The organism is Aestuariivivens marinum, assembly GCF_022662175.1.
Taxonomy (GTDB): Bacteria; Bacteroidota; Bacteroidia; order Flavobacteriales; family Flavobacteriaceae; genus Aestuariivivens; species Aestuariivivens marinum.
The window spans coordinates 239,226-261,321 of record NZ_JAKMCR010000002.1; the positions used below are offsets into that span (position 1 = coordinate 239,226).

The 22,096-nt window shown below is 32.0% G+C and carries 23 protein-coding genes and 1 riboswitch; of the genes, 17 read left to right on the plus strand and 6 right to left on the minus strand.

The genetic code is table 11. The features are described from left to right. Positions 1-53 precede the first annotated feature (53 nt). Positions 54-1,925 carry a TonB-dependent receptor plug domain-containing protein gene (locus tag MR053_RS08365; protein ID WP_242132006.1) on the minus strand — a complete coding sequence of 624 codons (1,872 nt, stop codon included), beginning with the start codon at positions 1,923-1,925 and terminating at the stop codon, positions 54-56. Between the two features lie 67 nt (positions 1,926-1,992). Beyond that, positions 1,993-2,209: riboswitch (cobalamin riboswitch) on the minus strand. A 146-nt stretch (positions 2,210-2,355) separates the two neighbouring features. Here MR053_RS08365 and MR053_RS08370 point away from each other — a divergent pair. The 6 genes from MR053_RS08370 (at position 2,356) to MR053_RS08395 (ending at position 8,094) form a co-directional block, all read left to right on the plus strand. Then, positions 2,356-3,417: an ABC transporter substrate-binding protein gene (locus MR053_RS08370; RefSeq protein WP_242132007.1), complete on the plus strand. Its 1,062-nt coding sequence runs from the start codon at positions 2,356-2,358 to the stop codon at positions 3,415-3,417. A gap of 1 nt (position 3,418) precedes the next feature. After that, a complete protein-coding gene (locus tag MR053_RS08375; protein ID WP_242132008.1) occupies positions 3,419-4,447 on the plus strand; it encodes a FecCD family ABC transporter permease in 1,029 nt (342 codons plus the stop codon). A gap of 12 nt (positions 4,448-4,459) precedes the next feature. After that, complete coding sequence (locus tag MR053_RS08380; protein ID WP_242132009.1) at positions 4,460-5,263, plus strand: ABC transporter ATP-binding protein; 804 nt, start codon at positions 4,460-4,462, stop codon at positions 5,261-5,263. Positions 5,264-5,346: 83 nt separating this feature from the next. Next, positions 5,347-6,660: a DNA recombination protein RmuC gene (gene rmuC / locus MR053_RS08385; RefSeq protein ID WP_242132010.1), complete on the plus strand. Its 1,314-nt coding sequence runs from the start codon at positions 5,347-5,349 to the stop codon at positions 6,658-6,660. Positions 6,661-6,775: 115 nt separating this feature from the next. After that, positions 6,776-7,396 carry a SatD family protein gene (locus tag MR053_RS08390; protein ID WP_242132011.1) on the plus strand — a complete coding sequence of 207 codons (621 nt, stop codon included), beginning with the start codon at positions 6,776-6,778 and terminating at the stop codon, positions 7,394-7,396. Then, positions 7,393-8,094, plus strand: a complete 702-nt coding sequence (locus tag MR053_RS08395) for a DUF3307 domain-containing protein (protein ID WP_242132012.1) — start codon at positions 7,393-7,395, stop codon at positions 8,092-8,094. Before MR053_RS08390 ends, MR053_RS08395 begins: the two co-directional genes overlap by 4 nt. Positions 8,095-8,109: 15 nt before the next feature. Here the strand turns inward: MR053_RS08395 and MR053_RS08400 are convergent, their stop codons facing one another. The 3 genes from MR053_RS08400 to MR053_RS08410 are packed head-to-tail and all read right to left on the minus strand — an operon-like array spanning position 8,110 to position 12,091. Then, positions 8,110-10,626 (minus strand): TonB-dependent receptor plug domain-containing protein, encoded by a 2,517-nt coding sequence (locus tag MR053_RS08400; protein WP_242132013.1) that lies wholly within the window; start codon positions 10,624-10,626, stop codon positions 8,110-8,112. After that, the gene (locus MR053_RS08405) at positions 10,610-11,521 is read right to left on the minus strand and encodes a FecR family protein (RefSeq protein ID WP_242132014.1); all 912 of its coding nucleotides are present in this window, start codon (positions 11,519-11,521) and stop codon (positions 10,610-10,612) included. Before MR053_RS08405 ends, MR053_RS08400 begins: the two co-directional genes overlap by 17 nt. Positions 11,522-11,566: 45 nt before the next feature. After that, entirely contained in the window at positions 11,567-12,091 is a 525-nt protein-coding gene (locus MR053_RS08410; RefSeq protein WP_223551563.1) for an RNA polymerase sigma factor, read from the minus strand. Between the two features lie 139 nt (positions 12,092-12,230). Here MR053_RS08410 and MR053_RS08415 point away from each other — a divergent pair, with 139 nt between their 5' ends. From MR053_RS08415 to MR053_RS08460, 10 genes are all read left to right on the plus strand, one after another. Further along, the gene (locus MR053_RS08415) at positions 12,231-12,389 is read left to right on the plus strand and encodes a hypothetical protein (protein ID WP_242132015.1); all 159 of its coding nucleotides are present in this window, start codon (positions 12,231-12,233) and stop codon (positions 12,387-12,389) included. A gap of 30 nt (positions 12,390-12,419) precedes the next feature. Beyond that, the gene (locus MR053_RS08420) at positions 12,420-12,656 is read left to right on the plus strand and encodes a hypothetical protein (protein ID WP_242132016.1); all 237 of its coding nucleotides are present in this window, start codon (positions 12,420-12,422) and stop codon (positions 12,654-12,656) included. Between the two features lie 56 nt (positions 12,657-12,712). Next, the gene (locus tag MR053_RS08425) at positions 12,713-13,789 is read left to right on the plus strand and encodes a hypothetical protein (protein WP_242132017.1); all 1,077 of its coding nucleotides are present in this window, start codon (positions 12,713-12,715) and stop codon (positions 13,787-13,789) included. 18 nt (positions 13,790-13,807) lie between these two features. Then, a complete protein-coding gene (locus MR053_RS08430) occupies positions 13,808-14,269 on the plus strand; it encodes a beta-barrel fold lipoprotein (RefSeq protein WP_242132018.1) in 462 nt (153 codons plus the stop codon). Positions 14,270-14,392: 123 nt separating this feature from the next. Beyond that, a complete protein-coding gene (locus MR053_RS08435; protein ID WP_242132019.1) occupies positions 14,393-14,776 on the plus strand; it encodes an OB-fold protein in 384 nt (127 codons plus the stop codon). Positions 14,777-14,786: 10 nt separating this feature from the next. Further along, positions 14,787-15,635, plus strand: coding sequence for a T9SS type A sorting domain-containing protein (locus MR053_RS08440; RefSeq protein WP_242132020.1), 849 nt, complete (start codon positions 14,787-14,789; stop codon positions 15,633-15,635). Between the two features lie 14 nt (positions 15,636-15,649). Continuing rightward, complete coding sequence (locus MR053_RS08445) at positions 15,650-16,501, plus strand: DUF5777 family beta-barrel protein (RefSeq protein WP_242132021.1); 852 nt, start codon at positions 15,650-15,652, stop codon at positions 16,499-16,501. 33 nt (positions 16,502-16,534) lie between these two features. Continuing rightward, entirely contained in the window at positions 16,535-16,891 is a 357-nt protein-coding gene (locus MR053_RS08450) for a hypothetical protein (protein WP_223551571.1), read from the plus strand. A gap of 45 nt (positions 16,892-16,936) precedes the next feature. Further along, the gene (locus MR053_RS08455) at positions 16,937-17,482 is read left to right on the plus strand and encodes a YceI family protein (protein ID WP_242132022.1); all 546 of its coding nucleotides are present in this window, start codon (positions 16,937-16,939) and stop codon (positions 17,480-17,482) included. A gap of 37 nt (positions 17,483-17,519) precedes the next feature. Then, positions 17,520-17,873 carry a 6-phosphogluconate dehydrogenase gene (locus MR053_RS08460; protein WP_223551573.1) on the plus strand — a complete coding sequence of 118 codons (354 nt, stop codon included), beginning with the start codon at positions 17,520-17,522 and terminating at the stop codon, positions 17,871-17,873. Positions 17,874-17,921: 48 nt separating this feature from the next. Here the strand turns inward: MR053_RS08460 and carB are convergent, their stop codons facing one another. After that, positions 17,922-20,777 (minus strand): carbamoyl-phosphate synthase large subunit, encoded by a 2,856-nt coding sequence (carB, locus tag MR053_RS08465; RefSeq protein WP_242132023.1) that lies wholly within the window; start codon positions 20,775-20,777, stop codon positions 17,922-17,924. A gap of 113 nt (positions 20,778-20,890) precedes the next feature. Continuing rightward, positions 20,891-21,052, minus strand: coding sequence for a 50S ribosomal protein L34 (gene rpmH, locus MR053_RS08470; RefSeq protein ID WP_038527912.1), 162 nt, complete (start codon positions 21,050-21,052; stop codon positions 20,891-20,893). Positions 21,053-21,354: 302 nt separating this feature from the next. Between rpmH and MR053_RS08475 the strand changes: the two genes are divergently transcribed. Continuing rightward, positions 21,355-21,933, plus strand: a complete 579-nt coding sequence (locus MR053_RS08475; protein WP_242132024.1) for a tetratricopeptide repeat protein — start codon at positions 21,355-21,357, stop codon at positions 21,931-21,933. Positions 21,934-22,096 lie beyond the last annotated feature (163 nt).

Consider the following 22,096-nt stretch of genomic DNA (forward strand, 5'->3'; position numbering starts at 1 on the left):
CTCCAAACAAGGGAGATATTTCACAATAAGAGATTAAGTAGTAGATAAAATCATTAAAGGTTAATATTAAATCCTAGGTTTACATTCCTTCCTTTCGTGGTATACCCTAGAATTTCGAAATAATCTTCATTCAACAAATTGATTACACTAACAAAGAGTTTTAACTTATTTTTAATTACTTTCTGGCTAAAATATAAATCAACTATAGAAAAAGGAGGTAGTTCAACATTTTCAAAGGTAGAAAAATCAGTATCCGTCCTATTACCAACATACTGGTAGTTTAAGGAGGCAAAAGTATTTTCACAAAAATTATAGCCTAAATTAGCATTCACTTTATGCTTTGGTAAACGTAAACGCAAACCATCTTTTAATTCAATAAAAGTATAGTTTGCTGATACGTTTAAGTTTTCAATCAATCCCAATTCAGCCTCTATTTCAAAACCATGGACCCTAGCCACTGCATTCGCATTTTGATAGCCTGTTGTATAAATAATAGTATTCTCTTCTTTTCTATTAAAATACACACCGCTTAGTCGAAATTTCTTTTTTAAATTGTATTCAAAACCTCCCTCGATAGTCAAATTTTCTTCTGGCTCTAAATCTGGGTTAGCTCCAAAATAACCAAATAACTGAGACAGATTAGGTGCAATAAATGAAGTCGCATAAGAACCAAATATTTTGGTATAACCTCCATCTAAATCTATACTATATGATGGGTTTAAACTATACACAAAGTGTGAGCCATATTCACTATGGTTATTTAATCGTATTCCAGCATTAATATTTAGTCCGAAATATGATATGTAAACTACATTTGCATAAGGATCTGTATTTGTAAAACTCTCTTCTTTAGCAAATTGACTATTATAATCGCCGTAATTTAATCCAACAATGGTATAAAATGTATCATCAAATACATATTTATTAAACGCATCGACTACATAACTTTTTGCTTTGTTCACAGAGCTAAAGTCTGATACGGTTTCCCTGTTAATTTCGGTGAATGCAGTATTGATTTGAAAACTTCCATTTTTGTAGGTGAACTTAGGGGACACCCCTACTCTTTTCTGCTTTACAATGTATTCATCGTAAGTGTCTGCAAAAGTATAATTAGGAGCTGGATAACCATCAATATCTGTTTTTAGCTTATCATAACTTGCAAAAGCTGTAAGGTTAAAAGCCTTACATAATTCATAACCTAATTTAACATTGGTGTTAAACCTAGAAAATGGATCTTTCTCTGAATTATTAGATTTCGCAGCTGAAAGCCCGTCAACAAATCGATTACCAAAACCAATTAAATAATTAAACTTTCTAGTTTTACCACTGACGGAAACACTATTAGTAAAACTTGACGCATTGTAATTTAAATCGTCTTGTGATTGATTAGTACCAACAACCGTTAAAAAACTCCCAGATACACTTTCTTTTGAAGCCTTTTTAGTTGTAATATTAATAACGGCAGTAGCAGCGGCATTTCCATATAACGTACTCGCAGCACCTTTAATAATTTCAATGGATTCTACCATATTTAAATCCAATAGGCGTAAATCAAAATCATTAGCTACAATAGAAGGATCGTTTACCTGTACTCCATCAATAAGCACCAGTATTTGTCTATTGTTTCCTCCTCTAATATAATTACCCAAGTTTTGGCCTTCAACACTTCTACTCCCATTAATTTCAATACCACTCTTGGTATTGATTAATTCTGAAATTGTTCTAGCTTGATTTCTTTCGATTTCTTGTTTGGAAATTTTGATAACCATTTTTCCTGAATTTTCACGTTTTAACATAAATCGTGAATCAGTAACAACAACTTCTTCTAATTGTTCGACTTTTGTTGAATCGCTTTGCTGTTGCGTAAAACCAACCATAGATATACCTAAACATAGTACACCAAAAACACTTGTTTTTTTGTTCATTTAAATGATTAATTACTCGAGAATCGCATGGATTGTAACATACAAACTTTTATCCCGAAAGTTTAACTTATTGGTTTAAAAAATGGCAGGTCTCCTGACTTATCCTTCACTATTATACCTTCCCATTAATCTATATTAACAGTGGCCTAGAAGAAATAGTGACTCTTAAAGAGATACCCAATCACGTTGAGCATAGTACTTACAGTTGCGGGAACAGCTCTGGAATTTCACCAGATTCCCTTTTTAATCCCACCGAGGCAGGAACCAAATTTCGTTGTAAAAATAAAACATTTTGTTTATTGTTTTACTCAAAAGATTAAATAATGTTACTTTTGAACTTAAAAAATAAACCTTGCAAAAAATAATATTTATAATCGCTATTATATGTTTTAGCTGTAAAAATGTAGTACCCAAACCAGGTTTTAATGAAATGAATACAAAAGATTTAAAACTGGAGTACGCCAAAGGGTTTTCTGTTAGCGATTTGGGGGTTTATAAAGTGATAACAATCCATAGTCCTTGGCCAGAATCTAAAACTTCTCATAGTTATGTGGTAATTCATAAAGATTCTCTACCAAAAATCACCCTAAATCCTAATGACTATAGTGGCATAATAGAACTTCCAATCAAAAAAATTGTTGTTACCTCTACGACTCACCTTCCTGCTTTAGAATTGCTTTCTGTTAATAACACATTGGTTGGATTTCCTGGATTGGATTACATTTCGTCTAAAAAAATTAGAAAACAAATAAATGCCAACAACATCAAGGAGTTGGGTAAAAACGAAGTAATAAATACCGAAATCCTTTTATCACTAAACCCCGATGTAGTTGTTGGTTTTGGCATTGATGGAGGCAATAGGATTTATGAAACTATAAAAAAATCTGGAATCCCTGTTATTTTCAATGGTGATTGGGTTGAAAATTCCCCTTTGGCAAAAGCTGAATGGATCAAGTTTTTTGGCGTTTTGTATGATAAAAATGCCCAGGCCGACTCAATTTTTAACATGATAAAAACTAATTATTTGGAAGTAAAACAATTGGCAAATCATGTAAAATCAATACCAAGGGTTTTAAGCGGTGCCATGCACAACGATATTTGGTATTTACCAAACGGTACCAGTACTGAAGCACAGCTTTTAAAGGATGCCAACGTTAACTATCTATGGAATAACACCAAAGGCGTCGGAAGTTTAAAATTAAGTTTTGAATCGGTTTTTATAAAAGCTAAAAATGCAGAAATTTGGTTAAGTCCATCTAACTATAACAGTTTAGAAAACTTAAAAAAAGGCAATGAACATCATGCTTTGTTTGACGCCTTTAGGAATAAAAACATCTACTCCTTCACCAATACTACTGGTGATACTGGAGGTATTTTGTATTTTGAATTGGGTATGACCAGGCCTGATATTGTACTTAAGGATCTAATAAAAATTAGTCACCCTGAGTTACTTAAAAATCACGAACTTTACTTTTTTAAACGTTTAGAATAAGTTGCCCAATAAAAACACATATCAATTGGCTTTTTCGTTATTAATCCTGATGTTAATATTGTGTTTTATTATCAATATTAGCTTGGGTTCCGTTTCTATTTCCAATTCAGAATTAATAGAAATATTTTTTGGCTCAAGTAATAACAATACCTTTAAAAAAATTGTACTAGACTACCGCTTACCAAAAGCATTAACCGCTATTATTGTAGGCTCCGGATTGGGGGTATCTGGACTTATGATGCAAACCTTGTTCAGAAACCCCTTAGCAGGTCCTTTTGTACTTGGAATTACTTCTGGTGCCAGTTTGGGTGTAGCCTTAACAATCATGGGATCATCTGTTTTTGGAGGTCTTTTAGCTAATACTTTAGTCAGTAAATGGGGAATTGTTGCAGCTGCCAGTGCAGGCAGTTTTTTGGTTTTGTTATCGGTTTTGATTGTATCTACCAAAATCAGGGATACTATGGCCATTCTTATTATTGGTCTTATGTTTGGCAGTATTACAACAGCCATTGTTAGTGTGCTTTCATATTTTACTTCTGCAGAAGACTTGCAACAGTATATTTTTTGGGGCTTTGGCAGTTTGGGTAACTTATCATGGGAAGAAGTATTTATTTTACTAATTATTTACTCAGTCGGACTATTGTTAAGTCTAGCTTCTATAAAAGCTTTAAATACTTTATTATTGGGTGAAAATTATGCACGCAGTTTAGGTTTGCATATTAAAAAAAATAGAATGCTTATCATTTTAGCTACTAGTTTATTAGCTGGAACCATAACAGCTTTTTCTGGTCCTATAGCCTTTGTTGGATTGGCAATTCCACATATTACCCGACAAATTTTTAACACCTCCAACCATAAGCTTTTGTTGCCTGCAGTATTTATTTTTGGTGCCATTATAATGCTTATTTGCGATAGTATTGCCCAACTTCCAAATAGCGATTATACATTACCTATTAATGTTATTACCTCTTTGTTTGGAGCTCCTGTAGTCATTTGGTTATTAGTTAGAAAACGTAAAATGAATTTTTAAAAAACTTTTGTTTTGAAATTAGTAAAAGACACTCCAAAACACGTTGTACTAAGTACTAAAGACTTAGCAATTGGCTATACTTCAAAAAATTATAAAAACACCGTTGCTTCAAATATTAATATTGAGCTTCATTGTGGTGAACTGGTTGGTTTAGTAGGTGCTAATGGTATTGGTAAATCTACTCTGTTAAGAACACTAACCGCTATTCAACATCCACTTAGTGGTACAATTATTTTAAACCTTGAGCCACTATCAGGATATAGTGCCGTAGAACTAGCCAAAACCATGAGCCTTGTATTAACTGAACAGATTGTATCTAAAAATCTGTCTGTTTTTGAATTGATTGCCTTAGGAAGGCAGCCCTACACAAATTGGATTGGTAGCTTAACTGCTAAAGATATTGCCATGGTAAATAATGCACTAAAGCTAACCAATATTAAGGATATTAAAAATAAAAAGTGTTTTGAACTTAGCGATGGTCAGTTACAAAAAGTAATGATCGCCCGTGCCTTGGCTCAAGATACAGATTTAATCATTCTAGATGAACCTACTACACATCTAGACATGTACCATAAAGCTTATATTCTTAAATTATTACAAAGTCTAGCTAAGGAAACCCAAAAAACCATCCTCTTTTCGTCACATGAAATAGATTTGGCTATTCAATTATGTGATCGATTAATTGTTATGACTGAAGATGAAGTAGCATCAGACACGCCTTGCAATCTCATTATAAAAGGTACATTCAATTCTCTTTTTCCTAAAGATTTAATCACTTTTGATGAGACCAATGGAAATTTTCGGGTAAAAAAATAATTTAAGTATTTCGTTGATAACTTCAACACTAGCTCTTTAACCTTCTGTCCAAAAAAATTATCTTTGAATAAATTTCTTTATAAATGACCGATAGTATTATTCTTTTCCTTACTATAGTTTTTTCTGCTGCAATTGGTGCCTATCTAGGTATGCTTTTTACTAGATTAAAAACAAACAGTGAAAAAAGTACTTTAAAAGAGCGTGAAAACCAATTGCAAATCACTATTGAAAATTTAAAACAAAGCTTGGATAAAGTAGAAAGTGAACGTGAAAACATTAGGCAGGAAAAGGAATTTTTAAATTCTGAGCTGACCCGCCGTAATACAGAGTTTGAGATACTTCATCAAAAAAATGAAGAACAAAAAAATGAAGTAGAGAAATTACAGGAAAAATTCACCAAAGAATTTGAAAATTTGGCCAATAAAATATTTGATGAAAAATCTACCAAGTTTAAACAACAAAATAAGGAGAGTCTAGAAAATTTACTCAATCCACTTCAAGAGAAAATAAAAATCTTTGAAAAGCGTGTTGAAGATACTAACAAGGAAAGTATTGGCAGACACAGTGAATTAAAAGAACAAATAAAGAATTTGTCCCAACTCAATCTACAAATGAGTAAAGATGCCGATAACCTTACCAAAGCGCTTAAAGGGGATAGCAAAATGCAAGGAAATTGGGGAGAGTTGATTCTTACTCGAATTTTAGAAAAATCGGGGTTAGAAAAAGGCAGGGAATATACCTTGCAGGACAGCCATGTTTCTCCAGAAGGCAAACGCCTGCAAACCGATGTGTTGATACATTTACCCGATGGCAAAAAAATGATTATAGATAGTAAAGTGTCTTTGGTGGGTTTTGAACGTTTTGTTTCCGAAGATGACGACACTTTAAAACAACAATATTTAAAGCAACATATAGCTTCTATTAAACGTCATGTAGACCAATTAAGCAGTAAAAACTATCAGTTTTTAGTTGACGAAAGTCCCGATACCGTTTTTATGTTTATTCCTATTGAGCCCGCTTTTGCTATAGCTTCTGCCCATGAGCCTAATTTATACGAAGAAGCTTTCGACAAACAGGTTATTATTGTTACTCCGGCTACCCTATTAGCCGCATTAAGACTGGTTGATAACCTTTGGCAAAATGATAGGCAAAAACAAAATGCCCTGGAAATAGCCAACCAAGCTGGAGCTTTGTACGATAGCTTTACCAACCTTACCGACGAGCTTATTAAAATTGGCAAACAAATTGGAACCGTGCAAAACAGCTATGAAGGCGCCATGAAAAAATTAACTGGGCGGGGTAATTTAATTAAGCGTGTAGAAATGTTAAAAAAATTAGGTGCCAAAGCCAGTAAAGCTATTGACAGTAAACTACTTAACCGTGCTGAAGAAGACTAGTTTTCTTTATTTCTATCCTGAAGCCAACAATATCTAAAATCATGTTTTTATGTGATATATTTGTTTATCATGTTTTTATGTGATATATTTGATTATCATATTATAACATGATAAAATGACAACAAGTGTTATTACAGGAGATATTATAAAATCAAGAGGTCAAACAAATCCAAACATTTGGATAAGTACTTTAAAAAAGTCCTTATCCTATATTAGTTCAGATAAAAGTTACTGGAACATATATCGTGGTGATAGCTTTCAAATAGAAGTTAAAGATTGGTATCAAAGTTTTTTGTTTGCAGTTTATATTAAAGCATGTATTAAATCTATTCGTGGATTAGACGTGCGTTTGTCAATAGGAATTGGAAATAAAACATATGAAGGTAATACTGTTTCCGAATCGAACGGTGAAGCTTTTATTTTTTCTGGTGAAACTATAGAAGCATTAAAAAAAGATAAACAAAACCTTAGAATCAAAACTAACCATTTTGAACTTGATAAAGAGTTAAACTTATATTTTAAATTAGCCTTGATTGCAATGAATAATTGGACAGTAAATACAGCAGAAGTAGTGAAACTGAGCATTGCCTATCCTAAGGCATTACAAAGCGAATTAGGAAAAATGATTGGCATTAATCAAAATGCAGTAAGTACTAGGCAAAAACGGGCCTACTTAGAGGAAATAATGGAAGTTAATCTAATGTTTATAAATAAAATATCAAATTACTATTTATGATTTTAATCAAACTCTTATTAGCACATATATTAGGCGACTTTTTTCTCCAACCTAAATCATGGGTTAAGGACAAAGAAAAGAGAGGTTTAAAATCGTCTAAACTGTATCTCCATGTATTAATTCATATTGTTCTTACCTCACTGTTACTTTGGGATATAACACAATGGCCCATTATATTAACAATAGGTCTATCCCACTTAATAGTAGATGCCCTAAAGCTTACTTTACAAAAGAAAAAAACAAAGCGCATATGGTTTTTTATGGATCAACTTATGCACGTTATTGTTATTTTGATATGTTTTTTTTCTTTTACATATAAAGAAATTGAAATTAGCACTCAACTAACGGAGAAAAGCTTATTAATAGCAGTTTGCTTATTGTTCTTAACCATACCAACAGCAATTATAATGAAAACCATTTTTATAAAATGGAATATTGAAAAATTAAACAAAGACAGCAAATCACTTGCAGATGCTGGAAAATATATTGGTATTTTAGAACGCATTTTGGTTTTTATATTTATAATTACCAATCATTGGGAGGCTGTAGGGTTTCTAATTACTGCTAAATCGGTTTTTCGATTTGGGGATTTAAAAGAGTCGAAGAACAGGCAACTTACAGAGTATATATTAATAGGCACCTTAATTAGTTTTGGTATTGCAATAGTTGTAGGTATAATTTGCTCGGCAATAATTTAACTAAATGTTGAGGTATTAAAAATCAACCCTTAATACAGCATTAGGCGTAAACCCTAAAGAATTTTGAAGTGTTTCAACTGGAGCACCTTCATTAATTCTATAAAAATTATTTAGCTCATTTTTTCGACCCATGACATTCCAAACAGATAGACCTGCATTAAGCTTCATATTGTTACTAAGTTTAAAATCATAAATTGCAGATATATCCAATCGTAAATAATCTTTTAAAACTGCCTCATTGGCCTTAGCAAAGTTTATTTCATTGTTAACAATTTCATTTCCTTCTTCTGGTTTGGTCGTTGGTTTTCCAGAATGCCAATTTAAACCTGTGGCTATTTTCAAATTGTTCGAAATATATGTTGCACCTAAACTAATATTATGAATTATATCATAGTTGCTTGGAAAAGCTTCTCTTTCCAAAGTCTTAAAACGGTAATTATTATCCATAAAGGAATAACCCAACCAAGTATCAAATTGGTTAAAATGCTTTCTAAATAACACATCAATACCAAAAACACTGTAGTCTCCATGTGTCTTTACAAACTCATACTGATTTTGAAATCCTTGACTTTGTGATGTAATACCTTTAACCTGTTTTAAGTAGGTATCGGCATTGAATAACCACCCCTTTTGACTAAAGTTTATTCCTACTGAAATTTGCTTGCTTCTTATTACGGGGATATTGTCATTGTTGGCAAGCTGCCACCTGCGCTTTTCTATACCCAAAAAATCACTTTGAAAATTAATAACTTGTGAGGTATTTTGATGTTTCAACTCTCCTAAAATTTCTAAGGTTAAACCATCTAATAATTTTTTATTAAAACTAAATCTGGGTTCCAGTATTTGTTTTTTAAATTTTCCAATATAATTGTACCTCAATCCAAAATTAAAGGCTATCTTTTTATTAGATGACCTATATCCCAATTCAGTAAAAATACCATGTGTTCTAATCACCTCAGAAACTAAGTTTCTAAACAAAGGATTATCTACATCGTCTAAATTGGTGATCTCAGTCTCTACAAAATGATAACCACCTAATAGCTGTAGACTATGGTTTAAATTGTAAAACGTTTTTAATTTTACACTACTTTCAGATACGCTATTTTTTTGCAAAAAGCGCTGATCGTCTTCAATATTAACATTTATGGCTTTTAATTTATAATCTGTTTCATAAAACTCAAATACAGTTTTAAATTTATCATTCCAAATACGATTATAACTAAGCCCTTCTGCAATGCTATTTTGACTAAGACTACTTCTTCTTGATTCAGTTGATTGTTCGTTAATTAAATTTTCATCAAACAAAAGCCTATTATAAACATTAATAAAATTAATCTGTAATTGGTCTTTATCATTAATCCTGTATATCCATCTAAATGAAGTGTCATAAAAATCGAACGTTTTATTTGAATTGATTACAGTTGGAGTATTTGTACTCAGTTCAGTATTTTGCGAGATTCTATCAAAAAAAGCCGTATAAGTAGGTGTTTTAAAAAAATCGTTAACCGACTTTCTTGCTGCAATTTGTATCGATGATTTTTCTCCTAATGGTACATCTAAAAAACTATTAAAATTAGTAAAATTTAGCCCTATACTTCCTTTAAAATCGGTATTGATTTCTTTATCTGTTTGCATGTCAATAGTACCGGAAACTCCATCGGTTGAAGATACATCACTACCATTTTTCTTTAGAAATACTTTTTGGGTAATCTGAGGATTATACATAGATATTAAACCAAAAAAATGACCAGATTGGTACATCTTTATATTGTCCCATAAAATTAAATTTTGGTCGTGTGTTCCCCCTCTTAAGTTAATATTAGAGACTGTTTCATTTGTACTGTTTACACCAGGAAGGGCTTGTATAGAATGTAAAACATCTGTTTCAGTTAATCCTGGAAGGATCTTAAAATTTGAAAAATCAATTTCAAATGAGCCGTTGTTAATTTTGTTAATACCACTTACTAAATAGTTTGATATAACGACTTCGGACAGGGTATAAAAATCTTGATCCAAAAACACATCTAAACAATCATTAAATACAAGTGATTTTGGTTCAATTTTGCTGGATTTATAACCCAAACAATTTATAGCAATTGGTTTTTCAAGATTTTTAACTGTTAATGAAAAGAAACCACTTTCGCCACTCAAAACCATATTGTCGCCATTGCTTATTATTGCATTAATAATAGGTTGATGGTCTTTTTTATCTTTAACCACACCACAAAACACATAGGCTTCTTTTTGTTTAACAACCACAATTTTATCTCCTATTAAGCTAAACGTCAATGGGGTCTGTTTTGTTAAATATTCTAACACTTCCAAAATAGTTTCTATAGTATCTGGCATAAATACTTTTATATCCATAACCTGATCTTGAGCGTAATTAAATTTTATTTCATGCTTGGTTTCAAGGTAATTTAAAACATCTGATAATTGTCTTTTTAAAATGGTTTCTTGGGCCGATAAAACGCCAGCAAAAAAAAATAAAGAAAAAGTTATTATGATTAATTGCCTAATTCTTTTTTCCATGAACAATAACTAGGTTTGAAGAGCTCAATTCATAGGTCATATTCATTGGCTGGGTAATCGCTATTAGTGCATCTTTAAGATTATGGTGTATAAATGCCCCGGTAAATAGTCTGTTACCATCTATATTCTTTGTAACTACTTCTATTTGATATTGCCTTTCAAATTCTGCTAGTACTTCTTTAACAGGAATAGCATCAAAAGTACTCATGTTATCCAGCCAAGTGGGTTTGGAAATTAAAGTACTCTCTTCCGTAAATTTACCATTTAGAACTTTAAAAATAGTACCCGAACGAATCTCTTTTAATATGGCATTTGATGTGACTTTTACTTTACCTTCAAAACACTGGACTTCAAAATAATCATCCCGTTGCTTTACATTAAATTTTGTTCCAATTACAGTAACAACGCCATCTTTAGTAACAACACTGAACGTTTTTCCTTTAGCTACTGTAAAAAAGGCTTCACCGTAGAGCCTTACTTTTCTGTTTTTTTGCCAACCATTTACACTATATTCAATTTCTGAAGCTGCATTAAGTTCAACAGTTGATTGATCTGGTAGCTCAACAACAATTTTTTCTCCCGCTAATGTTTCAACAAGGGTTGAATTTGAATTAAAAAATGTAAAATATACTCCTAGTGCAATTACAATAACACTGGCAATCCTTAAAAGAAGATTGAACCAGTTGTTTTGTTTACTAGTTCTTTTAGCCTCTTGATATTTAGACTTAAACGTCTCAAAGTTGCTGTATTCCAAAAATTGTGAGGCCTTATATTCACTTGCAGCATCTATAATATATGTGTTTAATAAAGCGTCATCAAGAGCATCAAATTGTTTTTGCTCTTCATCTGTAAGCGCTCCTTTAAGCCATTTTTTAATTAAATCTTCATTTTTCATTAATCCTTAACTTTATTATATAACAATTAAACTGCTAAATCTCCTTTATTTAATTTTAAATCCATCTAGTTCTTCCCTTAGAATTTTAAAAGCACTATAAATACGATATTCCACAACTTTTTGGGTAACACCTAAAAATTCTGCTATTTCACTATGTTTTTTACCTTCAGCCTTACTCAATAAAAAAGCAACACGTTGCTCTTCGGTTAAAGATTCAAGTATTTGTTTATACCGTTCAAAAAATTGCTCTTTTTCTAAAATAAACTCTGGAGATTCATTTGTGTAATGCTTTTGAGTCTTCAAACTATATTTTAATACAACTTTTTGATGTTTAATTTCATTTAACATCAAATTATTAGCTACGGTAAATAAATACGATTTAACCTTACTATAGCTCACCTTTTTACAATTATCCCATAACTTCTCAAAAGCATCTTGAACCTTGTCATCAGTGTTATATCCCGACCCATATTTGTAATATAGGAAATTCTGTAAATCTTTAGCATATTTATTGTAAATGCTTGAAAATATACTAGTATCGCAGATGTCGTTATTAAGTTGTTTTGGCAAAGTTTCAAATTTTAATTTTTAAAGTTAATTAAAAAAAATATTAAAATATTTTGGGGATTTTTTGTTTTAAGCTGTTATATAATAAAAAACCCTTCCCAAATTACCTTTTGCTATGAAAAATGAAAACAATCCTAACAAAATGATACGATCTATAAAAGATCAAGAAATTATATACTTAAGAAAAACCGTTTTACAACTTACAAAATCCATAATTGATCATCCAGAAGAAACTTCATTATCCATTAGGTTAAATCAATCCTTAAAAAGGCTTGAAGATTTATTAATTAGAGAACAATAATTCTTGTAATTAAAAAATCCATTAATCAAAATGCAAAAAAAATTAAATAGAATGGTGAATTTGCTCTCTCACATAAAAAATAGAGAGCTCATGGATTACAAGGGAAAGGTAAGCTATTTAAAAGTCTTGACGCAAACCAACCCAAGTAATAAAGTTTATGCATTAAGGCACAAAATAGCTAAAGAAAGGTTCGACAATTTAATTTTAACAACCCTAAGATTAAAGTATTTAGAACAGGATGTTAAAAAACTCAACAAAGACATATAAAAAATTTTCAGGAGTTTTTATATCTAGGTTGTTATATAATAAAACCATTTATGCAAATGACTTTTGTTTCCAAGTATTTTATTATTCTTACCACCCTATGGGGTATTATTACTTTTAATTCTTGTAGAACAGAAGAGGAAGAATTTATTCAAGCTCCAGATGAAACCCTTTTAACGGTTAACTCAAAAGTTGCCAGCCTAATGCTTAAAACTGCTAGTAACGACGGCTCCATTGATAATATCATTGACCAATCAAACTGTTTTAATATAAAACATCCTTTTGAAGTTACTGCAAATGGAGAAGACATTATTATCAAGTCTATTGAAGACTATAAAATTGTTGAATATATTTTTGATGATGATGATGATGATATTGATAACTTAATAATTAAATTCCCTGTTAACATTATACTAAATGATTTTTCAGAAGTTAAAATCAACACTCAATCACAATTAAACAGCTATTCTAATAACTGTAATGGTGAAAATGAAGCAGATGATGATATAGAATGTATAGATTTTAATTACCCCATGAGCGCATCTGTTTTTAATTCTAATAATGATTTAATATCTACAAAAACCTTTACCGAAGATTCAAGTCTGTTTAGGTTTATAAAAAATATGGATTCAAATTATTTTGTAAGTATTAATTTCCCTATAACTGTTAAACTATGGGATGATACTGAAATAATTATAAATAGTTTGTATCAACTTGAGTCCACAATTGATTTACATAAAAATGATTGTGACGAAGATGATGACTATAATTATAATGATGATGATTGCGATGATTGCAATGTTGATGATTTAATTGATTTTCTCACAAGCTGCTCGAATTGGACCGTAGACAAACTAGAACGTTATAATACCAATTATGATGATGCTTACGACGGTTATGTCTTTAATTTCTATTCAAACGGAACAGTTTCTTCTTATTGGTCAGGAATAACAGTTTATGGTACTTATACAGCCAGTGGTTCTGGAAATAATATAACTGTTACTATAAATATACCCCAACTACCCTATTGTAATAACGATTGGATTTTACATGAAATATCTAAATACACTGAAACAAAAGTAGACTTGCGAGTAGGTTATGGGGATAGAATGCGTTATAAAAATGATTGTAATTAAACATAAAAGCCCTTAACTATGAGAATTGAACAAATAATAACGATTTTACTTTTTTCTTTAGCAATAGTTTCATGTTCAAACGATGACACTAATCCTAATGACAATAGTATGGAAATTAAAGAGATCAAAACTATTGCCCAATCAAGTTCTTGGAAAATCACAAGCTTTATTGACTCGGGTGTGGATGAAACAAATCATTTTACAGGCTATACATTCACTTTTAATTCAGACGGGACATTAGAAGCAACTAATGGAATTAATACATATATGGGAACATGGTCTGTTACAAATGGTAGTAGTAATGACGATAGTAGTGATGATATTGATTTTAATATCTTCTTTTCATCTCCCGCAAACTTTAACGACGACCTATCCGAAGATTGGGATATTGTATCAAAAAGTAGTACTAAAATTGAATTAATGCATATTAGTGGAGGCAATGGTGGCACAGATACTCTAACATTTGAAAAAATAAGCTAGTCGAAATAGTATATGAAAAAGAAAGATTTCATTTGTTAATTAATTATTCTAAAGTATAATTTTTTAACACTAGCTCAAACAGCTTCAGCAAAATGCTGAAGCTGTTATTTAAAACAACTCAAAATGAAGAAACTAATTTTTATTGTCATAGTAGTTATAGTTGCTTCAGTAATAGGCTATAATTACATTTATCAAGATCACAGAAATATTGAAGAGGAACAAGCTTCTTATACTATGAAAGCATCAATATTAGTTAATGAGTTCGCTATAGACCCCACTACATCAGAAAAAAAATACCTTAACAAATCCATCGAAATAATTGGAAACATTACAGGAATAAGTGATCATACCATAACATTAAATCAAACTGTGTTTTGCCAATTATCAAAAAATATTAAAACAAAACAAAACCTGAATGCCCCTATAAAAATTAAAGGACGATTTATAGGCTATGATGATTTATTGGAAGAAATCAAATTAGACCAATGTAGTATAATTAATGATTAATCCAAAAGCTATGAAAAGACAATTACACTTTTTTACTATTCTCATCTTTTTTGTCACACCAGTCCTTTCTCAAGTAACGGCTGGACAAATAGATGATTTTGAAAACGGGACAGTTCTATCTTGGGAAGAAGACGGAGGGGCTGCCTCATCCCCCAACCCTCCAACTAACATTTCTACGGGAGGACCAAACGGAGCAAATGATAATTATTTACAAAATGTATCCAGTGGTGGATTTGGTGCAGGAAGCAAAATGGTAATGCACAACTCCTCTCAATGGTCTGGAGATTTTACTAACCAAGGTGTTATTGCAGTTAAATTCCATGCAAAAGCCTTAACTAATAATTTAAACTTAAGGGTAGCATTTAATGGCCCCGGTGGTCAAATATGTACAACCAATGCTGTTTTAGTAACAGCTGGTAATCCTTGGGAAGAATTTACAATTTCTATAAGCCCATCAGACTTTAGCTTACTATCAGGGGCAACCAGTATAACAAATACATTACAAAATGTTAGTACTATGAGAGTTTTAAGTAGTACTTCTCCTTCCTGGAGGGGCGATGCCATTGTAGCTACTCTTGAAATTGACAATATTGAAGCTTTAACTACCTTAAGCACTGAAGAATTCCCTAAAAATACAATTGGCATATTCCCCAACCCTACCAGTTCATATATTAATTTAAAAAATATTGACCAACTAGACATCCAATCGATAGCTATTACAAATGTTTTAGGAAAACAAATAGTTAACACTAAAGTTTTCCAATCTGGAATTGATGTTTCTAATTTAAACCAAGGCCTATATTTTTTACATATTACCTTATCTGGAGGCAAATACACCAAACGATTTATAAAACAATAAAACCAACCTAAATTATGAAGTACAAACTATATCTTCTCCTCTGTTTAATTCCAGTATCACTATTAAGTCAAAATGACCTATTAGACGAAATAGACACAGATACCACTTGGTCCAATTATGCAGATGCTGCTTTTAAAGGTTTAAAGATTGTGAATTTTGAATCAACTAAACTAGTAGCCAAAAAAGAATTCACCTTTATCGTTTCCCATAGATTTGGTAGTTTGAAAAATGGATTGGATAACTTTTTTGGGTTGGATGAAGCCGTTACTCGTCTAAACTTTGTTTATGGGATTATGGATGGTTTAAACATTGGTTTCTCTAGAAGTTCATTTCAAAAAATATATGAGTTCTCATTAAAATATCGTTTGTTAAGACAAAAAGAAGGTGGGTTTCCTTTTACCGTAGTTGGATTTAATGAACTGCTAGTTAATACAGCCTTGGACGAAGTAGACCTGCCTTTGTTAGAGTTTAAACATCGCTTAAGCTATGTAACCCAACTGTTAATTTCCAGAAAGTTCAGTGCTAATTTATCATTGGAGATAGCGCCAACATTTTTCCATGATAATTTTGTTTTTATTGATCAACAGGATAATTCTCAATTTGCCTTAGGTTTAGGCGGTCGCTATAAACTCGGAAAAAGATGGTCTCTGAATATGGATTATGGATGGCATATGAACAGAGCAGATAATTCACCATTTAAAAACCCATTTTCCATTGGTTTCGATTTAGAAACAGGTGGCCATGTGTTTCAAATGCACTTCTCTAACGCCCAAGGCATGAATACCAACACCTTTTTAGGTCAAGGTTCTGGTGATTGGGGAGACGGTGATATTTATTTTGGATTTAACCTAAGCAGACGCTTTTAATTATAAATTTTATTAACCTTAATAATAAACGCTATGAATTTTAAAAATTTAATCTTTGTTTTGGCTATTGCCTTTCTAACATTTAGTTGTTCATCCAGCAGTAGTGACGATTTATCAAATCCAGACTCAGACACAAGTGGTAAAACAACCTATAACGGTAACGTAAAAGCTATTATGACAAGTAATTGTACAGGGTGTCATGGAAGCCCAACTTCTAATGGCGCACCATTTTCGTTAACGACCTATACACAAGTCAAAAACAGGGTAAACAGTATTATTACAGCTATTAATAGTTCAACCAACCCAATGCCTCCCTCAGGTGGATTAATGCCACAATCTACAAGGGATATCATCCAAAAATGGAAAGATGATGGCTTATTGGAAAATTAAACAACCTAACTGGTAAGGTTTTGCTTATTTAATTAAAGTAGTATTATGAAATATATAGTTTATTGTGTTTTCTTTTTAAGTACGACGATTTATTCACAAACCAAATACCTCACCAAAACAGGAACTGTTGGTTTTGAAGCATCAGTACCTTCCTTTGAAGAAGTTAAAGCGGAGAATAACTCGGCAACTGCTATACTCAATGTAGAAAATGGAGAATTTGCTGCCTTAGTTTTGGTAAAAGGTTTTCGATTTAAAAATGCCTTAATGGAAGAACATTTTAATGAGAATTATGCGGAATCGGACACCTATCCTAAGGCCACTTTTAAAGGTACAATTGTAAATTTTGATTTTTCAACATTAGGTGATAACACCGCTTTAGCCATTGATGGCCAATTGAATTTTCATGGAAAAACCAATTCGATAGAAAATGTGCCGGCTATCATATCAAAAAAAGATAAAAATATAATTATTACTGGAGGTTTTAAGGCATTGGCTTCAGATTATGATATTAAAATTCCCAAAATAGTTAGCAACAAAATTGCAGAAGTAATAGAGATTTTCTTTAGTTTTGATTTACAAATCAAACAGTAACATAACCAATGCTTACTAAAATAAAATATATGACCTCATGAAGAAGTTTTTTATTAAAATCCTATTGGCTCTCATTGCTCTAATCACGGTTTATTTTTTATTTATGTACTTTGCTGTATATAGTGAAGGTGTCAGATCAGGAGATTTAATAAAATTCAGTAAAAAAGGTATGCTCTTTAAGACTTGGGAAGGTAAACTTAGTCAAGGGGTCTCGGAAGAGTTGCAATTCAATTTTTCTGTAGAAAAAGGAGATAAAAAGATAATTGAAGACTTAGAAAATCTTCAAGGAACTTATGTAAAACTTACTTATATAGAACGCTACCGAACATTTTTCTGGTTAGGGGATACTAAGTATTTTATAAAACATGTTGAAAAAAGTAAAAGACCCTAATGATAATAAAAAAAGCCGCTAAAAGCGGCTTTTTTTCTATAGATTGTATTATTTACTCAAATACATCTTTCTTCTGGAGTATAAGTCGTAAAACTCGTCATCCTTCAAACTATCTATAAACAGGATACTTTCTCCTGTACTCTTCATTTCTGGACCTAAACGCTTATCAACATTGGGGAATTTATTAAATGAGAACACAGGTTGTTTTATGGCGTAACCTTCCAACTTTGGGTTAAAAATAAAGTCCGTTACCTTTTTCTCACCCAGCATAACCTTAGTTGCATAATTCACGTAAGGCTCTTTATAGGCTTTAGCAATAAAAGGTACAGTTCTGGAAGCTCTTGGATTGGCCTCAATAATATAAACCACATCATCTTTAATAGCGAACTGAATATTAATTAATCCAACTGTATTCAATGCCCTAGCAATGGTATGGGTGTGGTCTATAATTTGTTGCATGACTAAATCCCCCAGGTTAAAGGCTGGTAACGTTGCATTGGAGTCTCCCGAGTGTACACCACAGGGCTCTATATGCTCCATAATACCAATAATGTATACATTGCCATCAGCATCACAAATAGCATCGGCTTCGGCTTCTATAGCACCATCTAGATAATGATCCAATAACAGTTTATTATTGGGGATTTTTCGAAGTAAATCTACCACATGCTCTACCAACTCCTCCTTGTTAATTACAATTTTCATTCCCTGGCCGCCAAGCACATAACTAGGTCTAACCAAAATTGGGAAATTCAATTTATCGGCTAACGCTAAGGCTTCGTCTGCATTTTCAGCCACACCAAACTCTGGATATGGTATGTTATGCTCTTTTAGTAAGGTTGAGAAACTTCCTCTATCTTCTGCCAAGTCTAACGATTCAAAACTTGTCCCTATAATCTTAATACCGTATTTGGTTAATTTTTCAGCTAGTTTCAAAGCGGTTTGCCCACCTAACTGAACAATAACACCTTCTGGTTTTTCATGTCGGATAATATCGTATATATGCTCCCAGAAGACAGGTTCGAAGTATAACTTATCTGCAGTATCAAAATCTGTCGAAACGGTCTCTGGATTACAGTTAATCATTATGGTTTCGTAACCACACTCTGCGGCAGCCAACACACCATGAACACAACAATAATCGAATTCAATCCCTTGCCCTATTCTATTAGGACCAGAACCTAAAACTACTATCTTTTTCTTTTTTGAAACTATACTTTCATTATCTGCATAACGCTCACCACCAGCTATTTCCATATCACTTTCAAAAGTTGAATAGTAATATGGTGTTTGGGCCCTAAACTCGGCAGCACAAGTATCTACTAATTTGTATACACGCTGAATATTGAATTCATCCCTTTTGTTATACACCTGACTTTCCAAACAACCAAGCATATGTGCAATCTGGCGATCACCATAACCTTTTTGTTTAGCCTCCAACAATAATTCTTTTTCTAAGGTATCGATGGTATACTTCGAAATTTCTTTTTCCAATTGAAACAATTCCTCATATTGTTTTAAATACCACATATCTATTTTTGTGATATCATAAATTTGGCTTAACGGAATGCCCATTGCAATCGCATCGTAAATGACAAATACCCTGTCCCAAGAGGCATGGGTTAATTTCTCAATAATTTGATTGTAATCCTTATAACCTTTACCATCGGCTCCTAAACCATTTCTTTTGATCTCTAATGACTGTGTAGCTTTATGCAGAGCCTCCTGAAACGAACGTCCAATACCCATAACCTCACCTACAGCCTTCATTTGTAAGCCCAATGTTCTATCAGATCCTTCAAATTTATCAAAGTTCCAACGTGGTATCTTTACAATAACATAATCTAATGTAGGTTCAAATAAAGCCGATGTAGACTTAGTAATTTGGTTATCCAATTCATCTAGTGTATAACCTATGGCTAATTTAGTAGCTACTTTGGCTATTGGATATCCTGTTGCCTTACTAGCTAAAGCTGAAGAACGCGATACACGTGGGTTAATTTCAATGGCAATAATATCTTCTTTTTCATCTGGACTTACAGCAAACTGTACATTACAACCACCTTCAAAATCACCAATACTGCGCATCATTTTAATAGCCATATCACGCATTTTTTGATAAGTTCTATCACTCAAAGTCATGGCAGGAGCTACGGTAATAGAATCTCCTGTATGGATACCCATTGGATCCATATTTTCTATAGAACAGATAATAACAACATTATCATTTTTATCACGAAGTAGCTCCAATTCGTATTCTTTCCACCCCATCATTGCTTTGTCAATCATCACTTCGTGAATTGGGGAAATTTCCAAGCCTCTACGTAATAATTTATCAAAATCCTTCTCATCATGAACAATAGCTGCTCCAGCTCCTCCTAAAGTAAATGAGGAACGAATACATAACGGAAAACCAAATTCTTGCGCAATTTCTTTTCCTTGCAAAAATGACGTGGCCGTAGCTTGAGGCGCCATAGCAACACCTATTTTTTCCATCAACTCCCTAAACTGCTCTCTATCTTCTGTTATATTAATGGCATTAATGTCTACGCCTATCAATTTTACTCCAAAATCTTTCCAAATACCTTTTTCGTCAGCTTCAATACATAAATTTAAGGCAGTCTGTCCCCCCATAGTTGGCAATACAGCATCAATTTGGGGGTGTTCCTTTAAAATTTTAATTATGGATTTGGTATTAAGCGGCAACAAATAAACATGATCGGCCATTGACGGATCGGTCATTATTGTTGCCGGATTGGAATTAATCAATATCGTTTCAATTCCATCCTCTCTTAACGACCTTAAAGCTTGTGATCCAGAATAATCAAATTCGCACGCCTGCCCAATAACAATAGGTCCAGAGCCAATAATTAATATCGATTTAAGTTTAGAATTTTTCGGCATTTTCTTAGGGTTATATATTGTGTTTTAATTCGTTACAAAAATAGTAATCAATAGATATAAAAAAAGGCGTTACACTTAAGTAACACCTTTATATTATCAACAATTGTTAATCATTATTTCTTATGTCTTGACTCAGATGACACAGATAATTTCTTTCTTCCTTTAGCTCTTCTACGCGCCAATACTTTTCTTCCATTAGCAGAAGCCATTCTTTCTCTAAAACCGTGTTTATTTCTTCTCTTTCTTTTAGAAGGCTGAAATGTTCTTTTACTCATTATCTTGTATCTTTAAAATCTAAAATTGTAATGTTTTCAAGTGTCGTTTTGAGGTCTTCCAAAACTGAGGGCAAATATACAAAGCCTTTACAACTTTGCAAATCATTTTTATAAAATATTTCACAAATATTTTTTTCTGTAAAAAAATCTTATAATCCCTTTATTTATTTGAGCTATGCCTGCTTTTTGTTAAGTGAACATGCATCAATTTTGATTAAATTTTAGTTTATTTGCAACGGGAATGAATCTGAAAGTTTCTTTTTCATTAAAATATTTCTTGAAATTATTTAACAATACACTTTATGTACAATAAAATCATAAAACTCATAATAGCTACTGGAATTTTTGCCTATTCAGTTTATCAATTTTCTGAAGGTAATATAGGTAATGGCATAATGTATGTACTTTTATCGTCTATTTTTATTTTTCTTTATTTTAAAAATGAATTCATCCTATTGGCTTTTTTACGTTTACGAAAACAGGATTTTGATGGTGCAAAAAAATGGCTCAATAAAATAAAGAACCCGGAAACTGCTTTGGTTAAAAAGCAGCAAGGCTACTATAACTATTTACATGGTATTATGGTATCCCAGAGCAATATGAACGAAGCCGAGAAATACTTTAGAAAAGCGATTTCTTTGGGTTTGAATATGAATCATGATCTTGCCATGGCCAAATTAAACCTTGCTGGTATTGCATTTTCTAAACGCAGAAAGCAGGAAGCACAAAAACTTCTTAGTGAAGCTCAAAAGTTGGATAAACAAGGTATGCTTAACGATCAGATTAAAATGATGAAACAAAATATGAAGCGTGCCGTAGGCCCAAACCAACATTATGGTGCTGGTGCTTCATTAAGGGCACAAAAAAGAAGATCGAAGTAACTTAAGTTAGTTTCTCTTGGGGTTTTGTTTTAACAAGCAATTCATTCAAAACTTCCTTTATAAATAAAACTGGATTTATATATTTAAAATAGATTAATCTATTTTTAAACTATCGAAAACTCTTATGCTTCTATATTAAGTTCATAAGATTTTTTCAAATATT

Excerpts from the sequence above, each read along its gene's own strand:
- MR053_RS08425 (WP_242132017.1), top strand. The coding sequence starts at position 12,713 with ATGACTTTTGTTTCCAAGTATTTTATTATTCTTACCACCCTATGGGGT.
- rmuC (WP_242132010.1), top strand. The coding sequence starts at position 5,347 with ATGACCGATAGTATTATTCTTTTCCTTACTATAGTTTTTTCTGCTGCA.
- carB (WP_242132023.1), bottom strand. The coding sequence starts at position 20,777 with ATGCCGAAAAATTCTAAACTTAAATCGATATTAATTATTGGCTCTGGA.
- MR053_RS08475 (WP_242132024.1), top strand. The coding sequence starts at position 21,355 with ATGTACAATAAAATCATAAAACTCATAATAGCTACTGGAATTTTTGCC.
- MR053_RS08400 (WP_242132013.1), bottom strand. The coding sequence starts at position 10,626 with ATGGAAAAAAGAATTAGGCAATTAATCATAATAACTTTTTCTTTATTT.
- MR053_RS08440 (WP_242132020.1), top strand. The coding sequence starts at position 14,787 with ATGAAAAGACAATTACACTTTTTTACTATTCTCATCTTTTTTGTCACA.
- MR053_RS08390 (WP_242132011.1), top strand. The coding sequence starts at position 6,776 with ATGACAACAAGTGTTATTACAGGAGATATTATAAAATCAAGAGGTCAA.
- MR053_RS08435 (WP_242132019.1), top strand. The coding sequence starts at position 14,393 with ATGAAGAAACTAATTTTTATTGTCATAGTAGTTATAGTTGCTTCAGTA.
- MR053_RS08365 (WP_242132006.1), bottom strand. The coding sequence starts at position 1,925 with ATGAACAAAAAAACAAGTGTTTTTGGTGTACTATGTTTAGGTATATCT.
- MR053_RS08460 (WP_223551573.1), top strand. The coding sequence starts at position 17,520 with ATGAAGAAGTTTTTTATTAAAATCCTATTGGCTCTCATTGCTCTAATC.
- MR053_RS08370 (WP_242132007.1), top strand. The coding sequence starts at position 2,356 with ATGAATACAAAAGATTTAAAACTGGAGTACGCCAAAGGGTTTTCTGTT.
- rpmH (WP_038527912.1), bottom strand. The coding sequence starts at position 21,052 with ATGAGTAAAAGAACATTTCAGCCTTCTAAAAGAAAGAGAAGAAATAAA.
- MR053_RS08450 (WP_223551571.1), top strand. The coding sequence starts at position 16,535 with ATGAATTTTAAAAATTTAATCTTTGTTTTGGCTATTGCCTTTCTAACA.
- MR053_RS08405 (WP_242132014.1), bottom strand. The coding sequence starts at position 11,521 with ATGAAAAATGAAGATTTAATTAAAAAATGGCTTAAAGGAGCGCTTACA.
- MR053_RS08430 (WP_242132018.1), top strand. The coding sequence starts at position 13,808 with ATGAGAATTGAACAAATAATAACGATTTTACTTTTTTCTTTAGCAATA.
- MR053_RS08420 (WP_242132016.1), top strand. The coding sequence starts at position 12,420 with ATGCAAAAAAAATTAAATAGAATGGTGAATTTGCTCTCTCACATAAAA.
- MR053_RS08455 (WP_242132022.1), top strand. The coding sequence starts at position 16,937 with ATGAAATATATAGTTTATTGTGTTTTCTTTTTAAGTACGACGATTTAT.
- MR053_RS08415 (WP_242132015.1), top strand. The coding sequence starts at position 12,231 with ATGATACGATCTATAAAAGATCAAGAAATTATATACTTAAGAAAAACC.
- MR053_RS08395 (WP_242132012.1), top strand. The coding sequence starts at position 7,393 with ATGATTTTAATCAAACTCTTATTAGCACATATATTAGGCGACTTTTTT.
- MR053_RS08445 (WP_242132021.1), top strand. The coding sequence starts at position 15,650 with ATGAAGTACAAACTATATCTTCTCCTCTGTTTAATTCCAGTATCACTA.